This window comes from Kineococcus aridisoli, from assembly GCF_050871885.1.
In the GTDB taxonomy this organism is placed as follows: domain Bacteria; phylum Actinomycetota; class Actinomycetes; order Actinomycetales; family Kineococcaceae; genus Kineococcus.
Genome location: NZ_JBJLSF010000002.1, coordinates 49,128 through 68,066 on the forward strand (window position 1 = coordinate 49,128; position 18,939 = coordinate 68,066).

The 18,939-nt window shown below is 75.5% G+C and carries 22 protein-coding genes; 11 read left to right on the top strand and 11 right to left on the bottom strand.

Annotation, left to right across the window (positions count from 1 at the left end):
- The first annotated feature begins 51 nt into the window (after positions 1-51).
- Positions 52-408: a signal peptidase I gene (locus ACRYM2_RS00950; protein ID WP_432519206.1), complete on the top strand. Its 357-nt coding sequence runs from the start codon at positions 52-54 to the stop codon at positions 406-408.
- 57 nt (positions 409-465) lie between these two features.
- Positions 466-1,515, top strand: coding sequence for an ABC transporter substrate-binding protein (locus ACRYM2_RS00955; protein WP_432519208.1), 1,050 nt, complete (start codon positions 466-468; stop codon positions 1,513-1,515).
- A 26-nt stretch (positions 1,516-1,541) separates the two neighbouring features.
- On the opposite strand, the gene ACRYM2_RS00960 is transcribed toward ACRYM2_RS00955, so the two are convergent.
- Positions 1,542-2,171, bottom strand: coding sequence for a flavin reductase family protein (locus tag ACRYM2_RS00960; protein ID WP_432519209.1), 630 nt, complete (start codon positions 2,169-2,171; stop codon positions 1,542-1,544).
- Positions 2,172-2,431: 260 nt separating this feature from the next.
- Positions 2,432-2,950 carry an AAA family ATPase gene (locus tag ACRYM2_RS00965; RefSeq protein ID WP_432519211.1) on the bottom strand — a complete coding sequence of 173 codons (519 nt, stop codon included), beginning with the start codon at positions 2,948-2,950 and terminating at the stop codon, positions 2,432-2,434.
- Between the two features lie 226 nt (positions 2,951-3,176).
- Between ACRYM2_RS00965 and ACRYM2_RS00970 the strand changes: the two genes are divergently transcribed.
- Positions 3,177-3,878, top strand: coding sequence for a class I SAM-dependent methyltransferase (locus tag ACRYM2_RS00970; RefSeq protein WP_432519212.1), 702 nt, complete (start codon positions 3,177-3,179; stop codon positions 3,876-3,878).
- Between the two features lie 33 nt (positions 3,879-3,911).
- Here the strand turns inward: ACRYM2_RS00970 and ACRYM2_RS00975 are convergent, their stop codons facing one another.
- Complete coding sequence (locus tag ACRYM2_RS00975; RefSeq protein WP_432519214.1) at positions 3,912-4,145, bottom strand: hypothetical protein; 234 nt, start codon at positions 4,143-4,145, stop codon at positions 3,912-3,914.
- Between the two features lie 72 nt (positions 4,146-4,217).
- Entirely contained in the window at positions 4,218-5,264 is a 1,047-nt protein-coding gene (locus ACRYM2_RS00980) for an alpha/beta hydrolase family protein (RefSeq protein WP_432519321.1), read from the bottom strand.
- A 36-nt stretch (positions 5,265-5,300) separates the two neighbouring features.
- Here ACRYM2_RS00980 and ACRYM2_RS00985 point away from each other — a divergent pair, with 36 nt between their 5' ends.
- The 4 genes from ACRYM2_RS00985 to ACRYM2_RS01000 all read left to right on the top strand — a co-directional run bounded on the left by ACRYM2_RS00985 (position 5,301) and on the right by ACRYM2_RS01000 (position 8,861).
- Positions 5,301-5,900 (top strand): GNAT family N-acetyltransferase, encoded by a 600-nt coding sequence (locus ACRYM2_RS00985; RefSeq protein WP_432519215.1) that lies wholly within the window; start codon positions 5,301-5,303, stop codon positions 5,898-5,900.
- Positions 5,897-6,712, top strand: coding sequence for a PaaX family transcriptional regulator (locus ACRYM2_RS00990; protein ID WP_432519216.1), 816 nt, complete (start codon positions 5,897-5,899; stop codon positions 6,710-6,712). Before ACRYM2_RS00985 ends, ACRYM2_RS00990 begins: the two co-directional genes overlap by 4 nt.
- Positions 6,713-6,929: 217 nt before the next feature.
- Positions 6,930-7,964: an ABC transporter substrate-binding protein gene (locus ACRYM2_RS00995; RefSeq protein ID WP_432519218.1), complete on the top strand. Its 1,035-nt coding sequence runs from the start codon at positions 6,930-6,932 to the stop codon at positions 7,962-7,964.
- Between the two features lie 444 nt (positions 7,965-8,408).
- Positions 8,409-8,861, top strand: coding sequence for a substrate-binding domain-containing protein (locus tag ACRYM2_RS01000; RefSeq protein ID WP_432519219.1), 453 nt, complete (start codon positions 8,409-8,411; stop codon positions 8,859-8,861).
- A gap of 64 nt (positions 8,862-8,925) precedes the next feature.
- Here the strand turns inward: ACRYM2_RS01000 and ACRYM2_RS01005 are convergent, their stop codons facing one another.
- On the bottom strand, positions 8,926-9,555 hold the full coding sequence (locus ACRYM2_RS01005; protein ID WP_432519221.1) for a CGNR zinc finger domain-containing protein: 630 nt from the start codon (positions 9,553-9,555) through the stop codon (positions 8,926-8,928).
- A gap of 172 nt (positions 9,556-9,727) precedes the next feature.
- Here ACRYM2_RS01005 and ACRYM2_RS01010 point away from each other — a divergent pair, with 172 nt between their 5' ends.
- Complete coding sequence (locus ACRYM2_RS01010) at positions 9,728-10,837, top strand: alpha/beta fold hydrolase (protein ID WP_432519222.1); 1,110 nt, start codon at positions 9,728-9,730, stop codon at positions 10,835-10,837.
- 113 nt (positions 10,838-10,950) lie between these two features.
- On the opposite strand, the gene ACRYM2_RS01015 is transcribed toward ACRYM2_RS01010, so the two are convergent.
- The 4 genes from ACRYM2_RS01015 to map all read right to left on the bottom strand — a co-directional run bounded on the left by ACRYM2_RS01015 (position 10,951) and on the right by map (position 14,685).
- The gene (locus ACRYM2_RS01015) at positions 10,951-11,922 is read right to left on the bottom strand and encodes a hypothetical protein (RefSeq protein ID WP_432519224.1); all 972 of its coding nucleotides are present in this window, start codon (positions 11,920-11,922) and stop codon (positions 10,951-10,953) included.
- A gap of 193 nt (positions 11,923-12,115) precedes the next feature.
- Positions 12,116-13,135, bottom strand: a complete 1,020-nt coding sequence (locus ACRYM2_RS01020) for a CU044_5270 family protein (protein WP_432519225.1) — start codon at positions 13,133-13,135, stop codon at positions 12,116-12,118.
- Positions 13,136-13,146: 11 nt separating this feature from the next.
- Entirely contained in the window at positions 13,147-13,719 is a 573-nt protein-coding gene (locus ACRYM2_RS01025) for an RNA polymerase sigma factor (RefSeq protein ID WP_432519226.1), read from the bottom strand.
- Between the two features lie 189 nt (positions 13,720-13,908).
- Positions 13,909-14,685, bottom strand: a complete 777-nt coding sequence (gene map / locus ACRYM2_RS01030) for a type I methionyl aminopeptidase (RefSeq protein ID WP_432519228.1) — start codon at positions 14,683-14,685, stop codon at positions 13,909-13,911.
- 65 nt (positions 14,686-14,750) lie between these two features.
- Between map and ACRYM2_RS01035 the strand changes: the two genes are divergently transcribed.
- Positions 14,751-15,047: a helix-turn-helix domain-containing protein gene (locus ACRYM2_RS01035; protein WP_432519230.1), complete on the top strand. Its 297-nt coding sequence runs from the start codon at positions 14,751-14,753 to the stop codon at positions 15,045-15,047.
- Positions 15,048-15,113: 66 nt separating this feature from the next.
- Here the strand turns inward: ACRYM2_RS01035 and ACRYM2_RS01040 are convergent, their stop codons facing one another.
- Entirely contained in the window at positions 15,114-15,722 is a 609-nt protein-coding gene (locus ACRYM2_RS01040) for a dihydrofolate reductase family protein (protein WP_432519231.1), read from the bottom strand.
- Positions 15,723-15,876: 154 nt separating this feature from the next.
- Here ACRYM2_RS01040 and ACRYM2_RS01045 point away from each other — a divergent pair, with 154 nt between their 5' ends.
- Positions 15,877-16,491 (top strand): TetR/AcrR family transcriptional regulator, encoded by a 615-nt coding sequence (locus ACRYM2_RS01045; protein WP_432519232.1) that lies wholly within the window; start codon positions 15,877-15,879, stop codon positions 16,489-16,491.
- A gap of 107 nt (positions 16,492-16,598) precedes the next feature.
- Positions 16,599-17,099: a dihydrofolate reductase family protein gene (locus ACRYM2_RS01050; RefSeq protein WP_432519322.1), complete on the top strand. Its 501-nt coding sequence runs from the start codon at positions 16,599-16,601 to the stop codon at positions 17,097-17,099.
- 22 nt (positions 17,100-17,121) lie between these two features.
- On the opposite strand, the gene ACRYM2_RS01055 is transcribed toward ACRYM2_RS01050, so the two are convergent.
- Positions 17,122-18,936, bottom strand: a complete 1,815-nt coding sequence (locus tag ACRYM2_RS01055; protein ID WP_432519233.1) for a DUF5605 domain-containing protein — start codon at positions 18,934-18,936, stop codon at positions 17,122-17,124.
- Positions 18,937-18,939 lie beyond the last annotated feature (3 nt).

Consider the following 18,939-nt stretch of genomic DNA (forward strand, 5'->3'; position numbering starts at 1 on the left):
CCCGCCCGCGCCGGGTGGTCGGTGCACGGCTGCGGCGGCAGGATCGCGCCCGTGAGCTGGCACGCGGGCAACGCTGACGTCGACGGCGCCGAGGACGGGGGCTGGCTGCTCGGGCACTTCAAGGCCGGGCGGGTGCCGGAGCTGGCCAGCGCCGAGGTGGAGGTGAAGTGGGCGCGCCTGGCGCCCGGTTCCCGCGACGACGAGTGGACCGGGCCGGAACCGCAGACGTCGCTGTGCGTGCTGGTCGGCGGGGCCCAGCGGATCCGGTTCCGCACCGGTGAGGTGGTGCTGCGCCGGCCCGGTGACTACGTGCTCTGGTACCCGGGGGAGTCGCACACCTGGGAGTCCTCGGCGACCGAGGAGACGACGACGATCACGGTGCGGTGGCCCTCCCTCGTGCAGGGGTGAGGGACCCCAACCGCGCCCGCCGCGCGGTACCCGGCGGGTGCGTGAGCACGGCCCCTGATGAGGATAGGCTCCCCTTCTTCGTCCAGAGGAGGAGTCGCAGTGCGCGGACGCAGGCGTGTCGTGGTGGGGCTGGTCGCGGGGGTGCTGCTCGCCGGGTGCGGCGGCACCGGCGAGGCCGGGACCAGGGAGGGCCCCGGCGGCCCGGCGGAGACGGCCGCTGGGGCGGCGAGCACCGCCTCCGGCGGCGCGGCGCAGGACGCGGTGGGCACCTTCCCGCGCACGGTCGAGCACGACAAGGGCTCCACCACCGTCCCGGCGGCCCCGCAGCGCGTGGTCGCCCTCGACGACAGCCTCGTGGGCGCCGTCGCCGGTCTCGACGTGCAGGTCGTCGGCCACACCGGCGAACCCGAGGGGCTGCCGCAGGTGTTCCGGGTGCCGCAGACGCAGGGCTCCACCAACGTGGGCACGCTCGGCGAGCCGAACCTGGAGGCGATCGCCGCGCTGCGGCCGGACCTCATCGTCTCCAGCACCGTGCGCCACGACGAGCTGTACGAGGAGCTGTCCGCCATCGCGCCCACCGTCTTCACCGCCACCACCGGGCCCACGTGGAAGGACAACGTGCGCCTGGTCGCGCGGACCCTGGGGCGCGAGGAGGCGGGTGAGCGGCAGCTGGCGGACTACGAGGAGCGCGCCGCCGCGGTCGGGGCGGACGTGAACGCGGCCGCCGGCCGGCCGACGATCTCCCTGGTGCGCTTCCTGTCCACCGAGGACCCTGCGCGCCTGTACGCGAGGGCCTCCTTCCCCGGCATCGTCCTGCAGGACGCGGGGCTGGCGCGCCCGGCCAACCAGGACGTCGACGAGTTCGCCGTGGAGGTCTCCCCCGAGCAGATCGACGCGGCCGCCGCCGACCGGGTGTTCTACTCGCGCTACGACGTCGACGACCCGGCGGCGGCTGGCCGCTTCACCGGCAGCAGCCTGTGGCGGTCGCTGCCGGCCACCACGGAGGTCTCCGACGAGCGCTGGTACACCTCCGTCAGCGTGCAGGGCGCGCACCTGATCCTGGACGACCTCGCGAGCGCGTTCGGCGTCGACCCGCACCGGGTCTGAGGCCGGCCGGCGCAGCGGCCACCGCCTCACCGGGTGCCGTGGCTCGCGGCGTCCGGGCGGTCCATCCTCAGGCGGCGCTCCTCGCCGATGGTGAAGTAGTCGGACGGGCCGCCGCCGCGCAGCAGCGGGTCTGCGGCGAGGGTGTCGAAGACCCCGTCGACGAGCAGCCGCTCGTCGATGTGGACCACGACGACCTCGCCCAGGACCAGCCAGGAGCCGACCTCGCGCTGCGCGGCGTCGGTCAGCTGCTGGACGGCGCTGACCCTGCACTCGAAGGAGACCGGGCTCTCCGCCACGCGCGGGGGGCCCACCAGGACCGAGGGCACCGGCGTCAACCCCGCCAGCTCGAACTCGTCGACCTCGGGCCCCACCGTCGCCGAGGTCTGGTTCATCGGCCCCGCCAGCGCGGTGGAGGCCAGGTTCCACACGAACTCCCCGCTCGCCTCGGCGTTGGCGACGCTGTCCTTGCGCCCGGTGCTGGAGAACCCCACGATCGGCGGGCGGTAGTTGAACAGGTTGAAGAAGCTGTACGGCGCCAGGTTCCGCGTCCCGTCGGCCGCCGCGGTCGAGATCCAGCCGATGGGGCGGGGTGCGACGATCGAGTTCAGCGGGTCGTGGGCCAGGCGGTGACCCTCGCGGGGCTCGTAGGAGTGCACGGACGGGGACGCTACCGGTCGCGGTCCGGCGCCCGGTCGGCTCGCCCGACCGCCGGGGTGAGCACGAACCGCAGGGTGGCCCGGACGGCAGCGCCGGAGCGCCGCCGGGGGGTTCAGCGTGGTCCGCGGCGGAGGCGTCAGCGGGTCGTCCGAGGAGCGCGGGAAGACGCCGAGCTCGCGCCCTCCCGGAGGCGGCCCGGTGCTGCGGCCGTCGGCCGCCCCCCGCGAGGGAGGAGCGCGGTCCCCCTCGCGGAGGGACCTCAGCGCCCGAGGGCTCCGGCGACCCGCGCGGCGGCCTGGGCGGGCGTCAGGTGCGTGGTGTCGACGACCTCGGCGTCGCGGTGCAGCCAGGTGCGGGCCGCCTCGGCGTAGGGCTCCACGTGCCGCAGGCGGAACGGCGACGGGATCGGCGTGGCCGCCCGGATGCGGGCGCGCAGTGTCTGCGGATCGGCGTGCAGGACGAAGTGGTGGACCGGGACGGCGTGCTGGGCCAGGCCCGCGCTGATCTCGCGCCAGTAGGCCTCGACCAAGACGGTCATCGGCACCACCAGGGTGCCGCCGGTGTACTCGAGCACCCGGCGGGCGGTCTCCACCACGAGCGGCCGCCACGGTGGCCAGTGCTGGAAGTTCTCGGTCGCCGGCAGCCCGGGGGTGATGTCCATGAGCGTCTCGCCGACCTTCTCGGCGTCGAACACCCGCGAGTCCGGGAGCAGCCGCTGCACCAGGGCGCTGGTCGTCGTCTTGCCCACGCCGTGGGTGCCGTTGATCCAGACGATCACGGAGAGGGACGCTAGCGGTCCCGTGCGCGGAGCACCCGCGCCACCTCCGGACCGCCCGCCCACGGCCACCGGTCCTCCACGTGCGGCACGGACGACCCCCCGTCCACCGGCGGGACCGCCACCGCCGCCACGCGCCCGCGCCACGCGGTCGTGGGGGAGGTCGTTAGTGTTGTCGCTCCGCCCGCGGACGCGGAGGGGGAACGGGACACCTGGGGGCGACTGGCTCGTGCACGGCGACTGCGGACCCGATGCGAGGAGGCTCGGGGAGAGCGAGGCCATCGAGCTCTACTACGACGACTTCGCTCCGCACTACGTGCCGGGCTGGCGTTCCCTGGAGCACTACGGTCCTCTCGTCGCGGACTTCCTGCTGCGCACCGTGACGCCCCAGTGCCGGGTGCTCGACGTCGGGTGCGGCCCGGGGCAGCTGACGAGGAACCTGGCCCCGGACGTGCACGTCACGGGCATCGACCTGTCGCCGCAGATGCTCGCGGTGGCGACTGCGGGCCGGCCGGGGGGCCACTACGAGCAGCACGACTTCCACGACCCGCTGCCGGGCGACTGGGAGCTCTTCGACGTCGTCGTCGCCGTGGGGTGCCTGGAGTTCTGCCGGGACCTCACCGCGACGCTGCGGAACCTCGCCGACGCGTGCGCGCTCGGGGCCCGGCTGCTCGTGGGGGTCGTCGAGGACCGCGCGGCCGGAGGACCCGGCCGGTCCCGGCGCGCGTTCTCCGAGGACGGCCTGCCCGGGGTCGACATGCACTGCTACGACGCCACGGCGCAGCTGGCGGCGATCACGGCCGCCGGGCTGTCCCCGTGGTCGTACCGGTTCGTCCCGGCCTGGCGGCACGACGAGTACTCCTACGTCGTGCAGTACGGGCTGTGGGAACTGCGTGCGGAGGCGCCGGTGCGCCGCGACCGGGCGCGGTGAGCGCACCAGGGGACGGACCGCCGCCGCAGCCGCCTACCGGTCGGTCTGCTGGTCGGTGCCCTCCTGCTCGCGGGAGCGCCTGACGTACCAGGCGGCGAGGAAGTAGATCCCCACGACCGTGAAGGTGATCTTGACCAGCCACGTGAACGGGGTGCTGTCGTCGTGCAGCAGGGTCCACGACAGCGCGGCGACGGCCGCGTAGAGCAGCCCCGCCCGCTTGGACTGCTCCAGCGTCTTCGTCGCCCGCCACCAGGGTTGCCGCGCCATGGTGACAGTGTGACGCCTCCCTCCGCGCCGCTCCCGCGGGGTCGGCGGCGACGGCTCCCCTGGAGCGGCCGGCTACCGCCACGAGCCCGGTGCGGAGCCCGGCGCCTGCGGGGGCGGTGAGCTGCGCGGGAGCGTCCGCAGGAACTCGCGGTAGGTGGCGAGCACCCCGGGCGCCAGCAGCTCCCTGGGCCGGAGGGCCGCGGTGAGCAGGCCCAGCGCGTCGGACTCCTCCACCGCCGGCCGGGCCATCGAGTGCGTCGCCCGGAAGCGGGCGACCCGCACGTCGTCGCCGAGGATCCGCCGGTAGGTGGCCTCGGTCTCCTCGACGTCGACGTTGCGGTCCTGCGAGCCCAGCTGCAGCAGGACGGGGACGTGCCGGGCGGCGGCCGCCTGGAGGTCCGCCGTCGCATCGGCGCGGAAGTTGCGCAGCACGAAGCCCCAGCGCTGCGCGTCCACCGGGTGCTCCTCCGTCGTCTGCGCGAGGTAGCGGGCGTGGTCGGCCCCGGACTCCAGCAGCGCCCGGGTGCGGTCGCTGGCCGCGATCGCCTCCCGCCGCGCGGCCGCGTCCGCGCCGTCGTGCTCCAGTTCGGCGAGCAGGTTGAACCGGCCCTGCCGCAACCAGTTCACCGCCGGGCTGACGGCGACGACGGCGTCGACGTCGGAGCGGGAGCGGACCACCTGCGGCAGCACCCACCCGGCCTGGCTGGCCCCCCACAGCACGGTGGTTCCGGTCGGCAGGTCCGGCTGCGCCGCGGCCCAGTCCAGGACGTGCGAGACCTCGGCGGCGCGCTCGTCCATGCTCTGCGACAACCAGTTCCCGCTGGAGCCGCCCACACCGGGCTTGCTCCAGGACAGCGTCGCGAAACCCGCGTCGGCGGCCGCCTCGAACCAGGGCCGGTACAGGCCGTCGTGCGTCGCCTCGACGGCTCCGTCGCCGTGCACGAGCACCACCAGGCCGTGCGCGCTGCCCCGCGGGCGGGCCACGACCGCGTCCAGGGTCCCGCCCGGCACGGGGACGGTGATCCGCTCCTCCTCGGTGCGGTAGTCGTTGCCGACCACCACCAGCACGCCCAGGACGAGGGCGAGCACGCCCAGGACCGCGAACCCCCGAAGTATCATCTTCTTCACGATCGTAGACTATGCGATAGTTGACTCGTGGAGATCACCTGCGGTGTCACGACGGCGGAACGGGCGCGCGTCGGCGCGCTGTACTGGGAGGCGTTCGGGGCGAAGCTGGCCCCCGCCTTCCGCGACGAGGCGACCGGCCGGGCCGAGGTCACCGCGGCCCTGGTCGCCGACCGCGTCCTGGTCGCCCGCGAGGGCGAGCAGGTGCTCGGGGTCTGCGGGTTCCGCGCCGGCGGACGCGGCGCGCTGCACTGGACGTGGCGGGCGACGCGCTCGCGGTTGGGGCGGCTGGCTGCGCTGCGGGCCGCGGCGGTCCTCGTGCCGCTGCACCGCGCCGACGTCCGCGGCGTCCTGGTGCTGGACGGGTTGTGCGTCGCGGCGGAGCGGCGGGGCGCCGGGACGGGATCGGCGCTGCTGGAGGCCGCCGCCGACCTCGCGGCGGGCCGGGGCGAGCGCGCCGTCCAGCTGAGCGTGGTCGACACCAACCCCCGGGCGGAGGCGCTGTACCGGCGCCTCGGCTTCTCCGTCGTCGCGCAGGGCGGCACGGGCCCGCTCGCGGACCTGTACGGCTTCCGCCGCTACCGCACGCTGCAGCGCCCCGTCGGCGGACCGGGGCAGGGACGACGGTGACCGCCGCCTGGACCGCCGCCTCGACGCCCGCCCCGGTCCCCGCCCCGCGCACGGTGCTGGAGGCCTTCCTCCCGCTGCGCGGGGAGGTCGGACTGGACCTGGTCTACGACACCGCCAACGCCGTCGGGCTGGACGACCAGCCGGTCCGGTTGACGATCCGCCGCCTCGTCGCCGCCGGTGACGTCGAGCAGCGCGGCCGCGGCCGCGCCGCCACCGTGCGCTGGACCGCGGCGGGGCGGGAGCGGATCGAGCGCGACCGGCTAGCGCTGCGCCTGGTGCGGGCCCAGGACGCGGGCGCGGCGCCGTGGGACGGCCGCTGGCACCTGCTCGCGGTCAGCGTCGAGGAACCGGCCCGCTCCGTGCGCGACGCGCTGCGCCGCAGCCTCCTCGCCGCTGGTGCGGCCGCGGTGTCCACCGGGTTGCACGTCAGCACGCACGACCTGTCGGCGCTGCTGGGGGCCACCGACCGCCGCCACCTCGTCCTGGCCACCGCGGACTCCCTGGAGGTGCGGGGTCTCGCCGACCCGCTGGCCCTCGCCGAGCAGCTGTGGCCGGCCGCTCCCGTGGACCGGGCGTACGACGCCCTCGCCGCCGCGCTCGCGCGGCCGCCCGCGCCGGACCCGCTCGTGCAGCAGCTGCGGCTGGCCGACGCCCTCGAGCGGTCCCTGCGCGACGACCCGCTGCTGCCGCACGAGCTGCGCCCGCGACCGTGGCGACCGGCGCAGCTGCGCCGGCGGTGGTACGAGGCGTGGGGCGCGCTGGCCGAGCAGCTCGGCGAGCGTGCGCTCTACCGCGGCTGGCTGGAGACCTGACCCGGCGCCGTGCGGGCTCAGCCGCGGCGGGCGTGCTTGTGCGCGTACATGCGCTGGTCGGCGACCTTCAGCGCGGTGTCCAGGTGCACGAGCAGCAGCCGGCGGAGCAGGAGGACGGCGGTGTCGGCGGCACCCGTCGAGATCCCCGCTGCCGCCCGGACCCCGGGACGCGCGGACCCGGCCCGGGACCGCTGGTAGGTGAGGCTAGCCTTGCACCGTGCACCGTCGATCTCTCCTCGCCGCGTTGGCCGCTTCCGGCGCCCTCACCACCCTCGCCGCCTGCGGAGGTGAGGACGGCTCCTCCGACGCGGGGTCCACCTCGCGCGCCGGGACGCCGGCGGCCGCCGGGGACGGCGCGTTCCCCGTCACCATCGAGCACAAGCTCGGGTCGACGACGATCGAGTCCGCCCCCACCAGGGTCGTCACCGTCGGCTACAACGAGGAGGACTTCGTCCTGGCCCTCGGCGTCACCCCCGTGGGCGCGCGCACCCCGCTGGGCAGCTACGACGCCACCCGGAGGCCCTGGGCGGTCGACCTGCTGCCCGCCGGCGGGATCCCCTCGGTCGGCCAGAGCGAGCTGAACTTCGAGACGATCGCCTCGCTGCAGCCGGACCTCATCATCGGCGCCTACGCCTACCTCGAGCAGGCCGACTACGACAAGCTCAGCGCGATCGCGCCGACCGTCGGCGACGTCATCCCCGCCGGTGAGGGCGCCGACTCCACCGCGGCCGCCAGCTGGCAGGAGGAGCTGCAGGTCATCGGCCGGGCGCTGGGCAAGGCCGACGAGGCGAGCGCGCTCACCCAGGACGTCGAGGGCGACTTCCAGGACGCCGTCGACGCCCACCCCGAGTTCACGGGCAAGACCGTCAGCGTCGTCCTCTACAACCAGGGCTACTACCAGCTCGACTCCGCCGATCCGCGCGGGGACTTCTTCCTGCAGTTCGGCTTCGACGAGAACCCGAGCACCAGCGCCGACGGCGGCCTCAGCGAGGAGCAGGTCGTCGAGCTCGACACCGACGTGCTCGTGGTGCTCGGCCAGAGCGCGCAAGAGTTCGCGGCGAACCCCGTCGCCGCCGGGCTCGCCGTCGTGACGGAGGGCCGCACCGTCTACGTCCCGACCTTCGACAGCGACTTCGCCGGTGCGCTGGGGAACTCCAGCCCGCTCTCGCTGCCCTACGCCGTCGAGCAGGCCGTGCCGGCCCTGGCCGCCGCGGCCGACGGCGACCCGGGCACGGTGCCCGCCACCCTCTGACGAGGACGGTCCGCGGGCGGTCGCGACGACGGTCGCGACCGCCCGCCGCCCTGCCTGCGCCGGTGGTCCGGGTCCGGCGCGCCCCGCACCCCGCGGCGGTCCCGGCCCGCGCGGACCCGCTGCCGGCGGTGGGATCTCCGGGCGGGCGGGTCCGCCTGCGGGGTCGACGAGCGGTGCTGAGGTCAGGCTGACCTCGCACGTCGTGAGCGGTCGGGCGCCGAGGGGAACGCCTCGGCGTCGACGACGCGGTGGGGGAGGACTCCTCCGCGGCGAACGCCGCCCGGCACCACCTCCGGCGAGCGCACCCCGCGGCGACGGGCCGTCCTGGCGGCCGCCGGTGGCCTGGCGCTGCTGCTGGCCGGCTGCGGCGAGCCCGGCGGGAGCGCCGCAGCCGGGTCCGCGGCGAGCCCGGAGGCGAGCAGCTCCTCCGCTCCCGCCACCCGCGTGCTGGGCGTCACCGACCTCCACGGGGGTTCCCCGCCCTCGTGGTCGGCCGAGGCGCAGCAGCAGGGCACCACCGCCCTGCCGGCGGGGGAGCAGCTGGACCTCGTGGCCGAGGCGGCCGGTCGCCGCGACGGCGTGCAGGAGCTGGCCAGCGCCTACGAGGAGGAGGTCCCGCAGGTGCGGCAGCAGGTCGAGGTCCCGCAGGGGACCGCGGTGTTCATCCTGTCCCTGCCCAACGGCAAGCCTCACCTCGTCCCCGCCGACGCGCCCAACGCCTTCGTCGTCGACCTCGGGGGTCGCAGCCTGGCGGAGCTGCAGGCCGACCCGCTGTACGCGGCGCTGCCCTCGTTCGCCGCCGGGAGCGTGTGGGAACTGCCCGCCACCAGCTACCGGCCCGACCACGACGGAACGGTGGGCGCCCTCGACGCCCTGGCGCAGCTGTTCGGCGCCTGAGGCGGGGACCTGGGAGGGCGAGGCGCAGGGCGGGACGTGCGGACGTGACGCGCGCCGCGGCTGCTCAGTCCCCGCGGCGCCGGCGGTAGCTGCGCGTCTTGTGCCGGTTGCCGCAGACCTCCATCGAGCACCAGCGGCCGCCACCGCTGCGGGAGGTGTCGTGGAAGGCCCACCGGCAGTCCGGGGAGGCGCACAGCTTCAGGCGCTTCCACCCTCCCGAGGCCACCTGCGCGGCCACCGTCTCGACGAGCACGTCCAGGCCCGCCGCACCCGTCCCCGCGCTCAGGCGCAACCGGCCCGCGGCGTCCGGCGCCAGGTGCACCGGGAACGCCGCCAGCAGTTCGGCGGTCCGCGCGGTGCCGGTGCCGGTGCCGGTGCCGGTGCCGGTGCCGGTGTCGGGGGTGAGCGCCGCGCGCAGGGCGGTGCGCAGCGAGCGGGCGGCGCTCAGGGCGCCGGCGCCCGCCTCCCCGTCCGGGACGGGCAGCCCGTGCGCCTGCAGCCACGCCGACAGCTCCTGCGGGGAGGTGAGCCGGTCGGTGGCCGCGTGCTGCTGCCCGTGGCGCTGGAAGGTCCTCTCGTCGAGGGTGTTGAGGAACTGCTCGACCAGCCCGAGGTCACCGACGAGCCCGGGCGCGACGTCCGGCACGACCGCGGGGGCGACGTTCGACGCGGCGTCCACCGCTGCACCAGGCACGACACCAGCTTAAGCGGTAGCTGGTGTTGACGGCTCGACGACACCGGTCCTACGGTTTTCCGGTGTCGACTTCGCGGGAAGACCCGACCCCCGGCACCCACCCCTGGATCCAGGTGCCCGGTACCGGCCTGCAGGAGCTGCGGGCACGCTCCGGCCGGGAGGGAGGGTCCCGGTGAGGCGGCACCACCTCGTCCGCACCGACCAGGCCGTCCTGGACGACCTGCGGGACCGGTTGCGCCGCTTCCGCGGCGTGCCCGGGGTCCAGCTCGACGGCACGCCGGGTGTTCCGGAACCCCTGCTGCGCGCGCTGGTCGAGCACTGGCGCGACGGCTTCGACTGGCGGGTGCAGGAGGAGCGCATCGCCGCCCTCCCGTGGTGGGAGACCGAGCACGCGCCGGTCCCCGTGCGCGCCGTCGTCTCGCCCGCCACCGGGAACTCCCCGACCGGTCCCGCACCGGTCGTCCTGCTGCTGCACGGCTGGCCCGATTCCGTGCTGCGCTTCGAGCGCCTGCTGCCGCTGCTGGCCGACGTCACCGTCGTCGCCCCGGCGCTGCCGGGTTTCCCCTTCGCCGCCCCGCTGGCGCAGGGCGGGCTGTCCTCGGTGGCGATGGCCGACGCCGTCGCCGACGCGATGGCGGAGCTGGGGTTCGGGCGCTACGTGGTCTCCGCCGGTGACGTCGGCTGCGACGTCGCCGAGGCCCTCGCCGCCCGCCACCCGGCAGCGGTGACCGCGCTGCACCTCACCGACGTCTCCCAGTACCACTTCCTGGTGGACCCGCCCACCGACCTGGACGCCGTCGAACGCGCCTACCTCGAGCGCGGTCACCGCTGGCAGGCCGCCGAGGGCGGGTACATGCACGAGCAGTCGACGCGGCCGAACACCCTCGCGGTGGGCCTGGGCGACTCCCCGGCCGCGCTGGCCGCGTGGATCGTGGAGAAGCTGCTGCGCTGGAGCGACGGCGACGGTTCGCTGACCGACGTCTTCAGCCTCGACGAGGCGCTGACGTGGGTGAGCGCCTACTGGGTGAGCGCCAGCATCGGCACCTCGTTCACGCCCTACGCCGCCGGCGGCGCGAAGGACTGGCCGAGGATCGAGGCGCCCACGGTCGTCACGATGTTCCCCGGGGACCTGGTCAACGCCCCACGGCGGTTCGCCGAGCGCTTCTTCGACGTCGTCGCCTGGTGCGAGTTCGAGCGCGGTGGGCACTTCGCGGCCTGGGAACGCCCGCACGACTACCTGTGGGGGGTGCGCACCGCCCTCCAGGTGCGGCGCCGGGCCTGACGCGGTGGCGTGCGGGACCAGCGCCTCCCGCCGCCTCCGGCGACGCCAGGGGAGTCCCCTCCCCGCCCGGCACGCGCGCCGGCGCGGTCAGCCGGCGTGGTCAGCCGGCGTGGTCAGCCAGCGCGACCCGTCCGCTCGACGCTGGTGGAGACCGAGGTGCCGTCCCTGCCGGTGGTCCAGGGCATGACGCGGTGCCAGCCGGCGCGCACCAGCGCCCGGTCCAGGTCGCCGGTGCTCACGGGCGCACCGGACGGCTGCGAGGCCCACGGCAGCAGCCGTTCCCACCCCGAGCGCGCGCGCTGCCGCCGTGGTGGGGAGGGGTGCCACGTCCGCGGTGCCTCCTCGGCGGGAGCGCCCTGCGCGAGAGCGCCCCGGTGGTCGCCGCTCCGGCCGGGGTCCTCGGCCGGTCCCGGCTCGTGCAGCGGTACCCGCGAATGCCGCTGGCCCGTCTCGGGCAGCGTCAGGAGCAGGCCGTTGACGGTGTCCCGAGGAGCGCCGGTGCCGGCGGTGGCGGCGCTGTACGTGGCCCTCAGCCGGCGCCCCCTGGGGGCGGGTCCGTCCCAGTCGGGCGGGTCGCCGAGGTCGCGGGCGCGGGCCACCCCGCAGGCGAGGTCGCTCAAGTGCTCGGCCAGCTCCGCGGTCTGGGCGTGCAGCCGCTGCAGCGCGGGGAGCACGTCGCCGGCGGCGCCGGGCGGGGAGGTAGCGGGCCGCCACCGGCTGAGGTCGTCGGGGGCCCGCCGCCAGCGGTGCTCCCCGCGCGACTCCCCGTCGGGTTCGCCGTCTTCGCCGTCGCCGGTGGTCCCGGTGAGCGCCCAGGGCTGGTGCAGCAGTGCGTGCTGGCTGCGGGCGAGGTCCTCCGCGGTGTCCACGGCCTGCAGGAGCTCGTCGAGCAGGTACCCGGTCAGCCGCTCGGCGGCCAGGCGGCGGATCCTGGCGCGCATCCCCTTGCCGCCACGGATCCTCCTGCCCGCGGCGGTGCGGTCGAGCGTGCTCCACAGCTGCGACAGGCCCTGGTCGACCCGGGAGGTGGCGAGGGTGAGGCGGCCGACTTCGAGCAGCACGTCGTCGCTGGGGGAGGTGGCCACGGCGTCAGCTTGCCGCAGCAGCAGGCCCGCGCAAGAGCACGGGTCCGCCGTCCGTGCGGCGGCGGGTGGCGTCGTGGCGCCGTGGTGCCGCGGAGGACGGGCTGCTCGTCGGCGGCCGCGGCTGCCCACCGTCGATCGGCGCTTCGGCGACCACGACGTCCGGCTCCGCCGAGCGTCCCGCTCGCCGAGCCGCTCAGCAGCTGCGCTCGGGCTGCGCACCGGGCCCGCACGGCGGCGGCTGCACTGCGGGTGCGGTGGCGCTGGGCTCCTGCACGAGCTCGGTGGAGCGGAACTCCACCTCCCCGTCCTCGTCGACGTTCCGGGTCTCCAGCAGCGCTCCCGTCCGCGGGTCGAGGACGTAGACGACGCGGAACCAGCCCTGGTCGAGCTGGTCGCGCTCGATGGCGGTGCCCCGGCGCCCGGCGGCGTCGGTCGCCGGGCCCAGGAGCTCCACGTCGGGCACGCTCGCGGCCACCTCCCACAGCGCCTGGCGCAGCGCCGGGGAGGCGGGGCTCTCGCGCAGCAGGCCGGTGACGCTCTCCCACAACTCGTTCTCCTCGCCGGCTCCGTGGCCGGCGACCTTCCGGCGCAGCAGCGCCCCCAGCGCGTCGGGGTCGGTGGGCAGCGACTCGAGGTCCTGCCAGGACAGGGAGTCGCCGCCCACGACGAACGTCGCAGGCCGGTCGAGGCCCTCGGTGCGGACCTGCGCCGGGCCGACGGCACCGCCGTCGAGGGCGCCGGGGACCAGGGCCTCGTCGCGCAGGACGGACTCCTCGCTGCGTCCCTGCCAGATCTCCCGCCGCAACGGCGCGGTGGCGGGGTGGTCGACCTCGGAGCGCACGTACCAGTACGCCGCCCCGGCGGCTCGGTCGGGTTGCTGACCCGCGGCCCGGGCGGTGACGAGCAGGACCTGCTCGGCCGACGCCGACGGTGCGCCGGCCAGCGGGACGACCAGCACCGCCGTCACCACGGCCGCCGCGCCGACCAGGGTGGTGGGGATCCAGCGGCGCGGGCCGCGGGAGGCGCGGCGGGCGCGGCGCACCGCCACGACGCGCCCCTCGGCCCGCTGCACCGCGGCGTCGAGCCGTCGGCGGCCGGCGAGGAGCTGCTCGGGGGCCGGGCCGGGGACGCCACCCGCCTGCCGGGCCAGGGCGTCCAGGTCCGAGTCGGGGGTCGTGGCGTGGTTCGTGGCGTGGTTCGTGGCGTGGTTCACGGCGTGCTCCGTCAGCAGGAGGGGGTGGAGGCGGTGGAGGCGGTGGTCAGGACGGTGCGGGCCCGTTGGCGGGCTCGTGAGAGGCGGGTGCGCACGACGGTCGGCGCCACCCCCAGGGCTGCTGCCGCCTCGGTGGCGCTCAACCCCTCCCACGCGACGAGCAGGAACGCCTCGCGCTCGGCCGGGCTCAACGCCTCCAGCGCCTGGCGCAACCGGTCGCGCTGGGCGCGGGCGTCGAGGCGCTCGTCGACCGCGTGCCAGTCCACCCCGACGTCGGTGTCGACCAGGGCGTCGGGCCGTCGCCGGCGCAGGTGGGCCCGCACGACGTTGCCGCTGATGCCGTACAACCAGGGCAGGGCCGAGCCGCTGCTGTGCGGTCGGTAGCGCACCCGCGCCTCCAGGGCGGCCACGAAGACGTCACCCAGCAGGTCCTCGGCGGCGCTCGGGCCCGCACGGCGGGCGATGAAGCGGAACACCGCCGTCGCGTGCCGCTCGTACAGCTCTCCGAAGGTCTGCGGTCGCAGCAGCGACCGGGCCAGCAGCTCGTCGTCCGCCGCGGGCTCGTCCATCGACTCGTCGCTCACCACACCCCGCTCATGCACCTGGAGCCCGGAGCGTGACAGGGCGCCGCCCCGCACGAGGGCGGACGTGCCGGGGTGCCGCGGCGGTCCGGGGCCCCACCGCCCGTGCCGTCCTCCCGGCCTCCCGCCAGGAGGTGCGGGGCGGTGCGGGCCCGCACCGGCGCCGACGCCCCTGGTCGGCGCTGGTGCCGCTCAGCTCGCAGTGGGCAGGGTGAGGATCTCCGCTCCGTCCTCGGTGATCGCGATGGTGTGCTCGCTGTGCGCCGTCCGGCACCCCGTGGCGCTGCGCAGGGTCCAGCCGTCGGCGTCGGTGGTGAGGTCGGCGGTGTCGGCCATGACCCACGGCTCCAGCGCCAGCATCAGCCCGGGGCGCAGCTGGTAGCCGCGTCCGGGCCGCCCGCTGTTGGCGACGTGCGGGTCCTGGTGCATCGTCGAGCCGATGCCGTGACCGCCGAACCGGGTGTTCACCTGGTAGCCGGCCTCGGTGAGGACCGAGCCGATGGCGTGGGAGACGTCACCGGTGCGGGCGCCGGGGCGGGCGGCCGCGATGCCGGCGCTCAGCGCGCGTTCGGTCGCCTGGATCAGCGCCACGCTCTCCGCCGGGCGGGTGCCGCCCACGACGAAGCTGATGGCGGCGTCCGCGGCGATCCCGTCGAGCAGGACGGCCAGGTCCAGGGTCAGCAGGTCGCCGTCGGCCAGGGCGTAGTCGTGCGGCAGGCCGTGCAGGACGGCGTCGTTGACGCCGGTGCAGACGTAGTGCCCGAACGGCCCGCTCCCGAAGGAGGGCGCGTAGTCGACGTAGCAGGACTGCGCTCCCGCGTCGGCGATCATCTGCTGGGTCCAGCGGTCGACGTCCAGCAGGTTGGTGCCGACCTCGCTGCGGCTCTTCAGCGTCTGCAGGATGTCGGCGACCAGGGCTCCCGTCCTCCTGGCGCGGGCCAGTTCGGTGGCGTCGAAGATCTCGATCATGGGTGTCCTCCCCGCCGTGCCGATGATGATACCGGTCATCTTATACCGGTACTATCATCGGAGCCATGGTCAGGCTGCCGCTCACCCCCGCCGAGCTCGAGCGCGGGCAGCGCCTCGGCGCCCTGCTGCGCCGCGCGCGGGGAGGACGCTCGATGCTCGAGGTCGCGCTCGAGGCGGGTCTGTCGCCGGAGACCCTCCGCAAGATCGAGTCCGGTCGCGTCGCCACACCGGCGTTCCCGACCGTCGCGGTCATCGCCGACGTCCTCGGGTTGTCCCTCGACGAGGTGTGGGCGCAGGTCCGCCTGCCCGAGGAGGAGGGCGCGGACCCGGGCGGCCGGGCGCGCCGGCGGCTGGTCTCCTGACGCCGGAGGCCGGCCCGGCGCGGGCCCGCCGCGTCGGTGGTGCTCGACGGGGGTCGTGGCCGCCGCTCAGTCGCCGGGGACGGAGCTGCCCGGCGTGCGCCCGGGGAGCCGCCGGTAGGTGCTGACCGTCGTGCCGCCCTGGAGGGTGGAGGTGCCGGTGAGCGCGAAGGGCAGGGCCCGGGGCCCGTCGGTGGCGATGAGCGGGATGCCGGTGCCGAGGACGACGGGGTAGCGCTTGACGACGAGCTCGTCGATCTCCTCGAGGAGGGCGCCGGCGAGCCTGCCGCCGCCGGCGAGCCAGATGCCCGCACCCGGTTCCTGCTTTAAGCGGCGCACGCGGGAGACAGGGTCGCCGGCGACCACCTCGACCTGCGGGTCCAGGTCGGCGGGCAGGGTGGTCGAGACGACGACCTGGCGCAGGTGGGCGTAGGGGCTGGTGATGCCGGCCTCCAGCGCGGGGGCGTAGGTGCCCCGGCCCATCACCACGGTGTCGAAGCGGGTTCCGGGCGCGGTGACCCCGAGCGGGCCGCGCACGTGCGTGGGCAGGGTCTCCGGGAACTGCGCGGCGATGAGGTCGAGCACCGGCTGGTCGACGGGGAAGAACTCGGTGGAGCCGTCGGGCGCTGCGATGAACCCGTCGATGGTCACCCCCACGTAGTAGGTCAGCGATCGCACGGGCCTGCTCCTCTCCGCGGGCGTTCCGGTCGGCCTCGACCACTGCGGGCAGGGTAGTCGCCACCCTCGGTCCGGCAGGTCCCTTGACCGCCCTGCATGGTTAATGTACGTTCACTAATGAATTGGGGTGGTCGGGCAGCAGGAGGGCAGGCTCGTGGCGAGGCCACGCACCGTCAGCGACGAGCTGATCCACGAGGCCACGGCCGAGGTGATCCGCCGCCACGGGCTCAAGGGCACCACCCTGGCGGCGGTGGCCGCCGAGGCGGGCCTGTCCGCGGCGGGGCTGGTGCAGCGCTTCGGCTCCAAGCGGCAGCTGCTGCTGGAGTTCGCCCGCCGTGCCGAGGCGGCCACCGGCGCGTGCTTCACCGGCAGCCGCGCCGCGACGACCTCACCGCTGCAGGCCCTGCACGCGGCGCTGGCCGCGCTGACGGCGCAGGTGCGCGAGCGCTCCGACCTGGCCAACAACCTCAGCTTCCTGCAGCTGGACGTGAGCGACGAGGAGTTCCGGGTCCTGGCGGCCGCCAACGCCCACCGGGTGCAGGCGCAGGTCGAGGAACTCCTGCGGGAGGCGGTGGACGCGGGGGAACTGCTCGCCGACACCGACGCCCGCGCCCTGGCGCGCACCGTCCACCTCACCTACAACGGCGTGCTGACGCTGTGGCCGCTGACGGGGACGCAACCCCTGGCCCGCGAGCTGCACACCGCGGTCGACGCCGCCCTGCGGCCGCACCTGTCCACCCTCCGAGACCTGGGAAGCGAGCACCCGTGACCTCCTCCACCACCACCACCTCCGCGACGTCCTCCACGACCTCCTCGACGGCGGCGGACCGCACCGCACGCGCCGACGGCGCCGCGCCCTTCACCGGCGCGGTCTTCATCGCCACCAGCCTCGACGGGTACATCGCGCGCCCCGACGGTGACATCGACTGGCTCACCCGGCGAGGCGCCGAGGCGGGGGAGACCGGCTACGAGGCGTTCATCGACGGCATCGACGCCCTGGTGATGGGGCGCGGCACCTACGAGAAGGCCCTCACCTTCGACTCCTGGCCCTACCCGGGGCGCACCGTCTTCCTGCTCAGCCGCCGCGCCGAAGCCGGTGCCGACGCACGCGTGCGCGTCGTGCGCGACGTGCCGCAGGCGGTGGCGGCGATCACCGCCTGCGGCGCCCGGCGCGTCTACGTCGACGGCGGGCAGGTGGTGCAGTCCTTCCTGGCGGCAGGCCTGGTCCAGGAGCTGACCATCACCACCGTGCCGGTGCTCCTGGGTCGGGGTTTGCGCCTCTTCGGGCACCTGGAGGCCGACGTGGACCTGCAGCTGCGTGCGAGCACGGTCCTGGGCGCCGGTTTCGTGCAGTCCACCTACGCGGTCGTGCGCTGAGCGCCACCGGCGGGCCGGGTGCTCAGCGCACGGTCGCGCCGTGGTGGGCGCGCAGGCGGACGGCGATGTAGGGCCGGCCCGGCAGGTCGACGACGAAGCGCCCCGAGCGGGTCCCCGGCAGCGTCTCGACCGTCATGTTCCAGGTGTCGACGACGTCGACCTCCCAGGCGGTGGCCGGGTCGAGGAAGAACCGCCGGAAACCCGGCCGGTGCAGCCCGAAGTAGACGAGGTGGTGCTCGCCGGCCACGCCGGCGCTCACGGCGTCCCACGCCCCGGGCAACGGATCGAGCACGCCGCCGGGTGCCTCCCGGACGATGGACGCGAGGAAGGCGATGCGCTCCGGGCTGCTCCCGCGCAGCGCGCCGCCCTTGGACCACCACAGCACCTCGTCGGGGTCGAGGTAGGTCTCGCCGTGCCCGACGTAGCCGCCGCGCAGGGCCCCCTCCCAGCAGCGCCGGGTCATCTCCTCACCGGTGATGCTCCCCCAGCCCTGGTCGATGTCGCCTTCGTAGGCGCACTCGTCGACGAGGACCGGTTTGCCCCAGGCCGCCCGCCACTCGGTGGTGTTCTCGGCCGTGCGGTAGACGTCGGTGCGCTGCATGCTCACGTGGGTGATCCAGGGCCGGGAGTGGTCGTAGACCTCGTGGCAGTTGTGGATGGAGCGCAGGTGCCCGGTGGCGTCCCAGCGGCTGATGGTGGCCGCCCACCGTTCCCAGTCGGCCTCGGTCTTGGTGTGCAGCAGGTCGAACTCGTTGGCCAGCGACCACCACACGTTGCGGAACGCGGAGAGCCGGGCGACGGCGTAGCGCACGTACCGGTCGTCGGTGGCGCTGTCCATGGTGGCGAAGCCCCAGCGGTCGTAGGCGTGGAAGAGGATGAGGTCCGCCTCGACGCCCAGCGCGGCGAGCTGGTCGATGCGCTGCTCCAGGTGCGCCCAGTAGGCGGGGTCGAACCGCGTCGGGTCCCAGCCGCCGCCTCCGCGGCGGGCGAAGGGGTAGCGGGAGGGCTCACCGGTGTTGAAGGTGTACGACTTGGGGAACAGGCACATGCGCACCTTGGTGAACGGCGAGGCGGCGAGCGTGCGCAGCGTCAGCTCCTGCAGCTCCTCCTCCTGGTGCGTCCAGGCGTAGCAGGTCGTGCCGACGGGCAGGTACCTGCTGCCGTCGGCGTAGCGGAAGTGGTGCCGCTCGGCCACCCGCACCGGCCCCCGGCCCGCGCCCGGGCGCACCTCCAGCTCGCCGCGGACACCGTCGAGGGAGCGGGCGTTGCTGGTGGTCTCGTAGCGCCAGCGGCCGGGAGCCGGCGGCAGGAAGCGCACCACGTAGCGCCCCGCGCCCCCGTGCGCACCGTCGTAGAAGCCCAGGACGTCGTGACCGCCCCCGTCGGGGCCGAAGAAGCGCGCCGTCAGCTCGACGTCGGTGAAGGGGTTCCCGTGCGAGGGGCCCTGCAGGCGCACCTCGAAGCGCTCCCACACCTCGACGCCGTCGGGGGCGCTGACGCCCGCCGACCCCGGCGCCACGGCCGGGCCCTCGTAGTCCCGCGTGGGCGCCGGCACCACCGGGCGCTCGGCCGGTGCACCGCCGCCCGGAGCGGCACCCGCCGCCGGTTCCGTCAGCATCGCCAGTTCCGACAGCACCCGCTCGCGCACCTGCGGGTCCAGGCCCTCCTCGGTGTCCAGGACCAGCCCGACCGGGTGGTTCTGGTACGTGTGCAGCAGCGGGGACTCGACGACGGAGGGCGCCAGCCGGCGCAGCACCTCGTCACCGGCGGCGGAGCGCAGGACCTCCAGCAGGGGGGTGTCGCGGTCGAAGGGGGCGGTGGTGCGGGTGCGGGACACGGG

What these genes read in the sequence shown, in the direction of transcription:
- ACRYM2_RS00955 (WP_432519208.1), top strand. Translation starts at nt 466, where the DNA reads ATGAGGATAGGCTCCCCTTCTTCGTCCAGAGGAGGAGTCGCAGTGCGC.
- ACRYM2_RS00975 (WP_432519214.1), bottom strand. Translation starts at nt 4,145, where the DNA reads ATGGCGCGGCAACCCTGGTGGCGGGCGACGAAGACGCTGGAGCAGTCC.
- ACRYM2_RS00980 (WP_432519321.1), bottom strand. Translation starts at nt 5,264, where the DNA reads ATGATACTTCGGGGGTTCGCGGTCCTGGGCGTGCTCGCCCTCGTCCTG.
- map (WP_432519228.1), bottom strand. Translation starts at nt 14,685, where the DNA reads ATGATCGAGATCTTCGACGCCACCGAACTGGCCCGCGCCAGGAGGACG.
- ACRYM2_RS01035 (WP_432519230.1), top strand. Translation starts at nt 14,751, where the DNA reads ATGGTCAGGCTGCCGCTCACCCCCGCCGAGCTCGAGCGCGGGCAGCGC.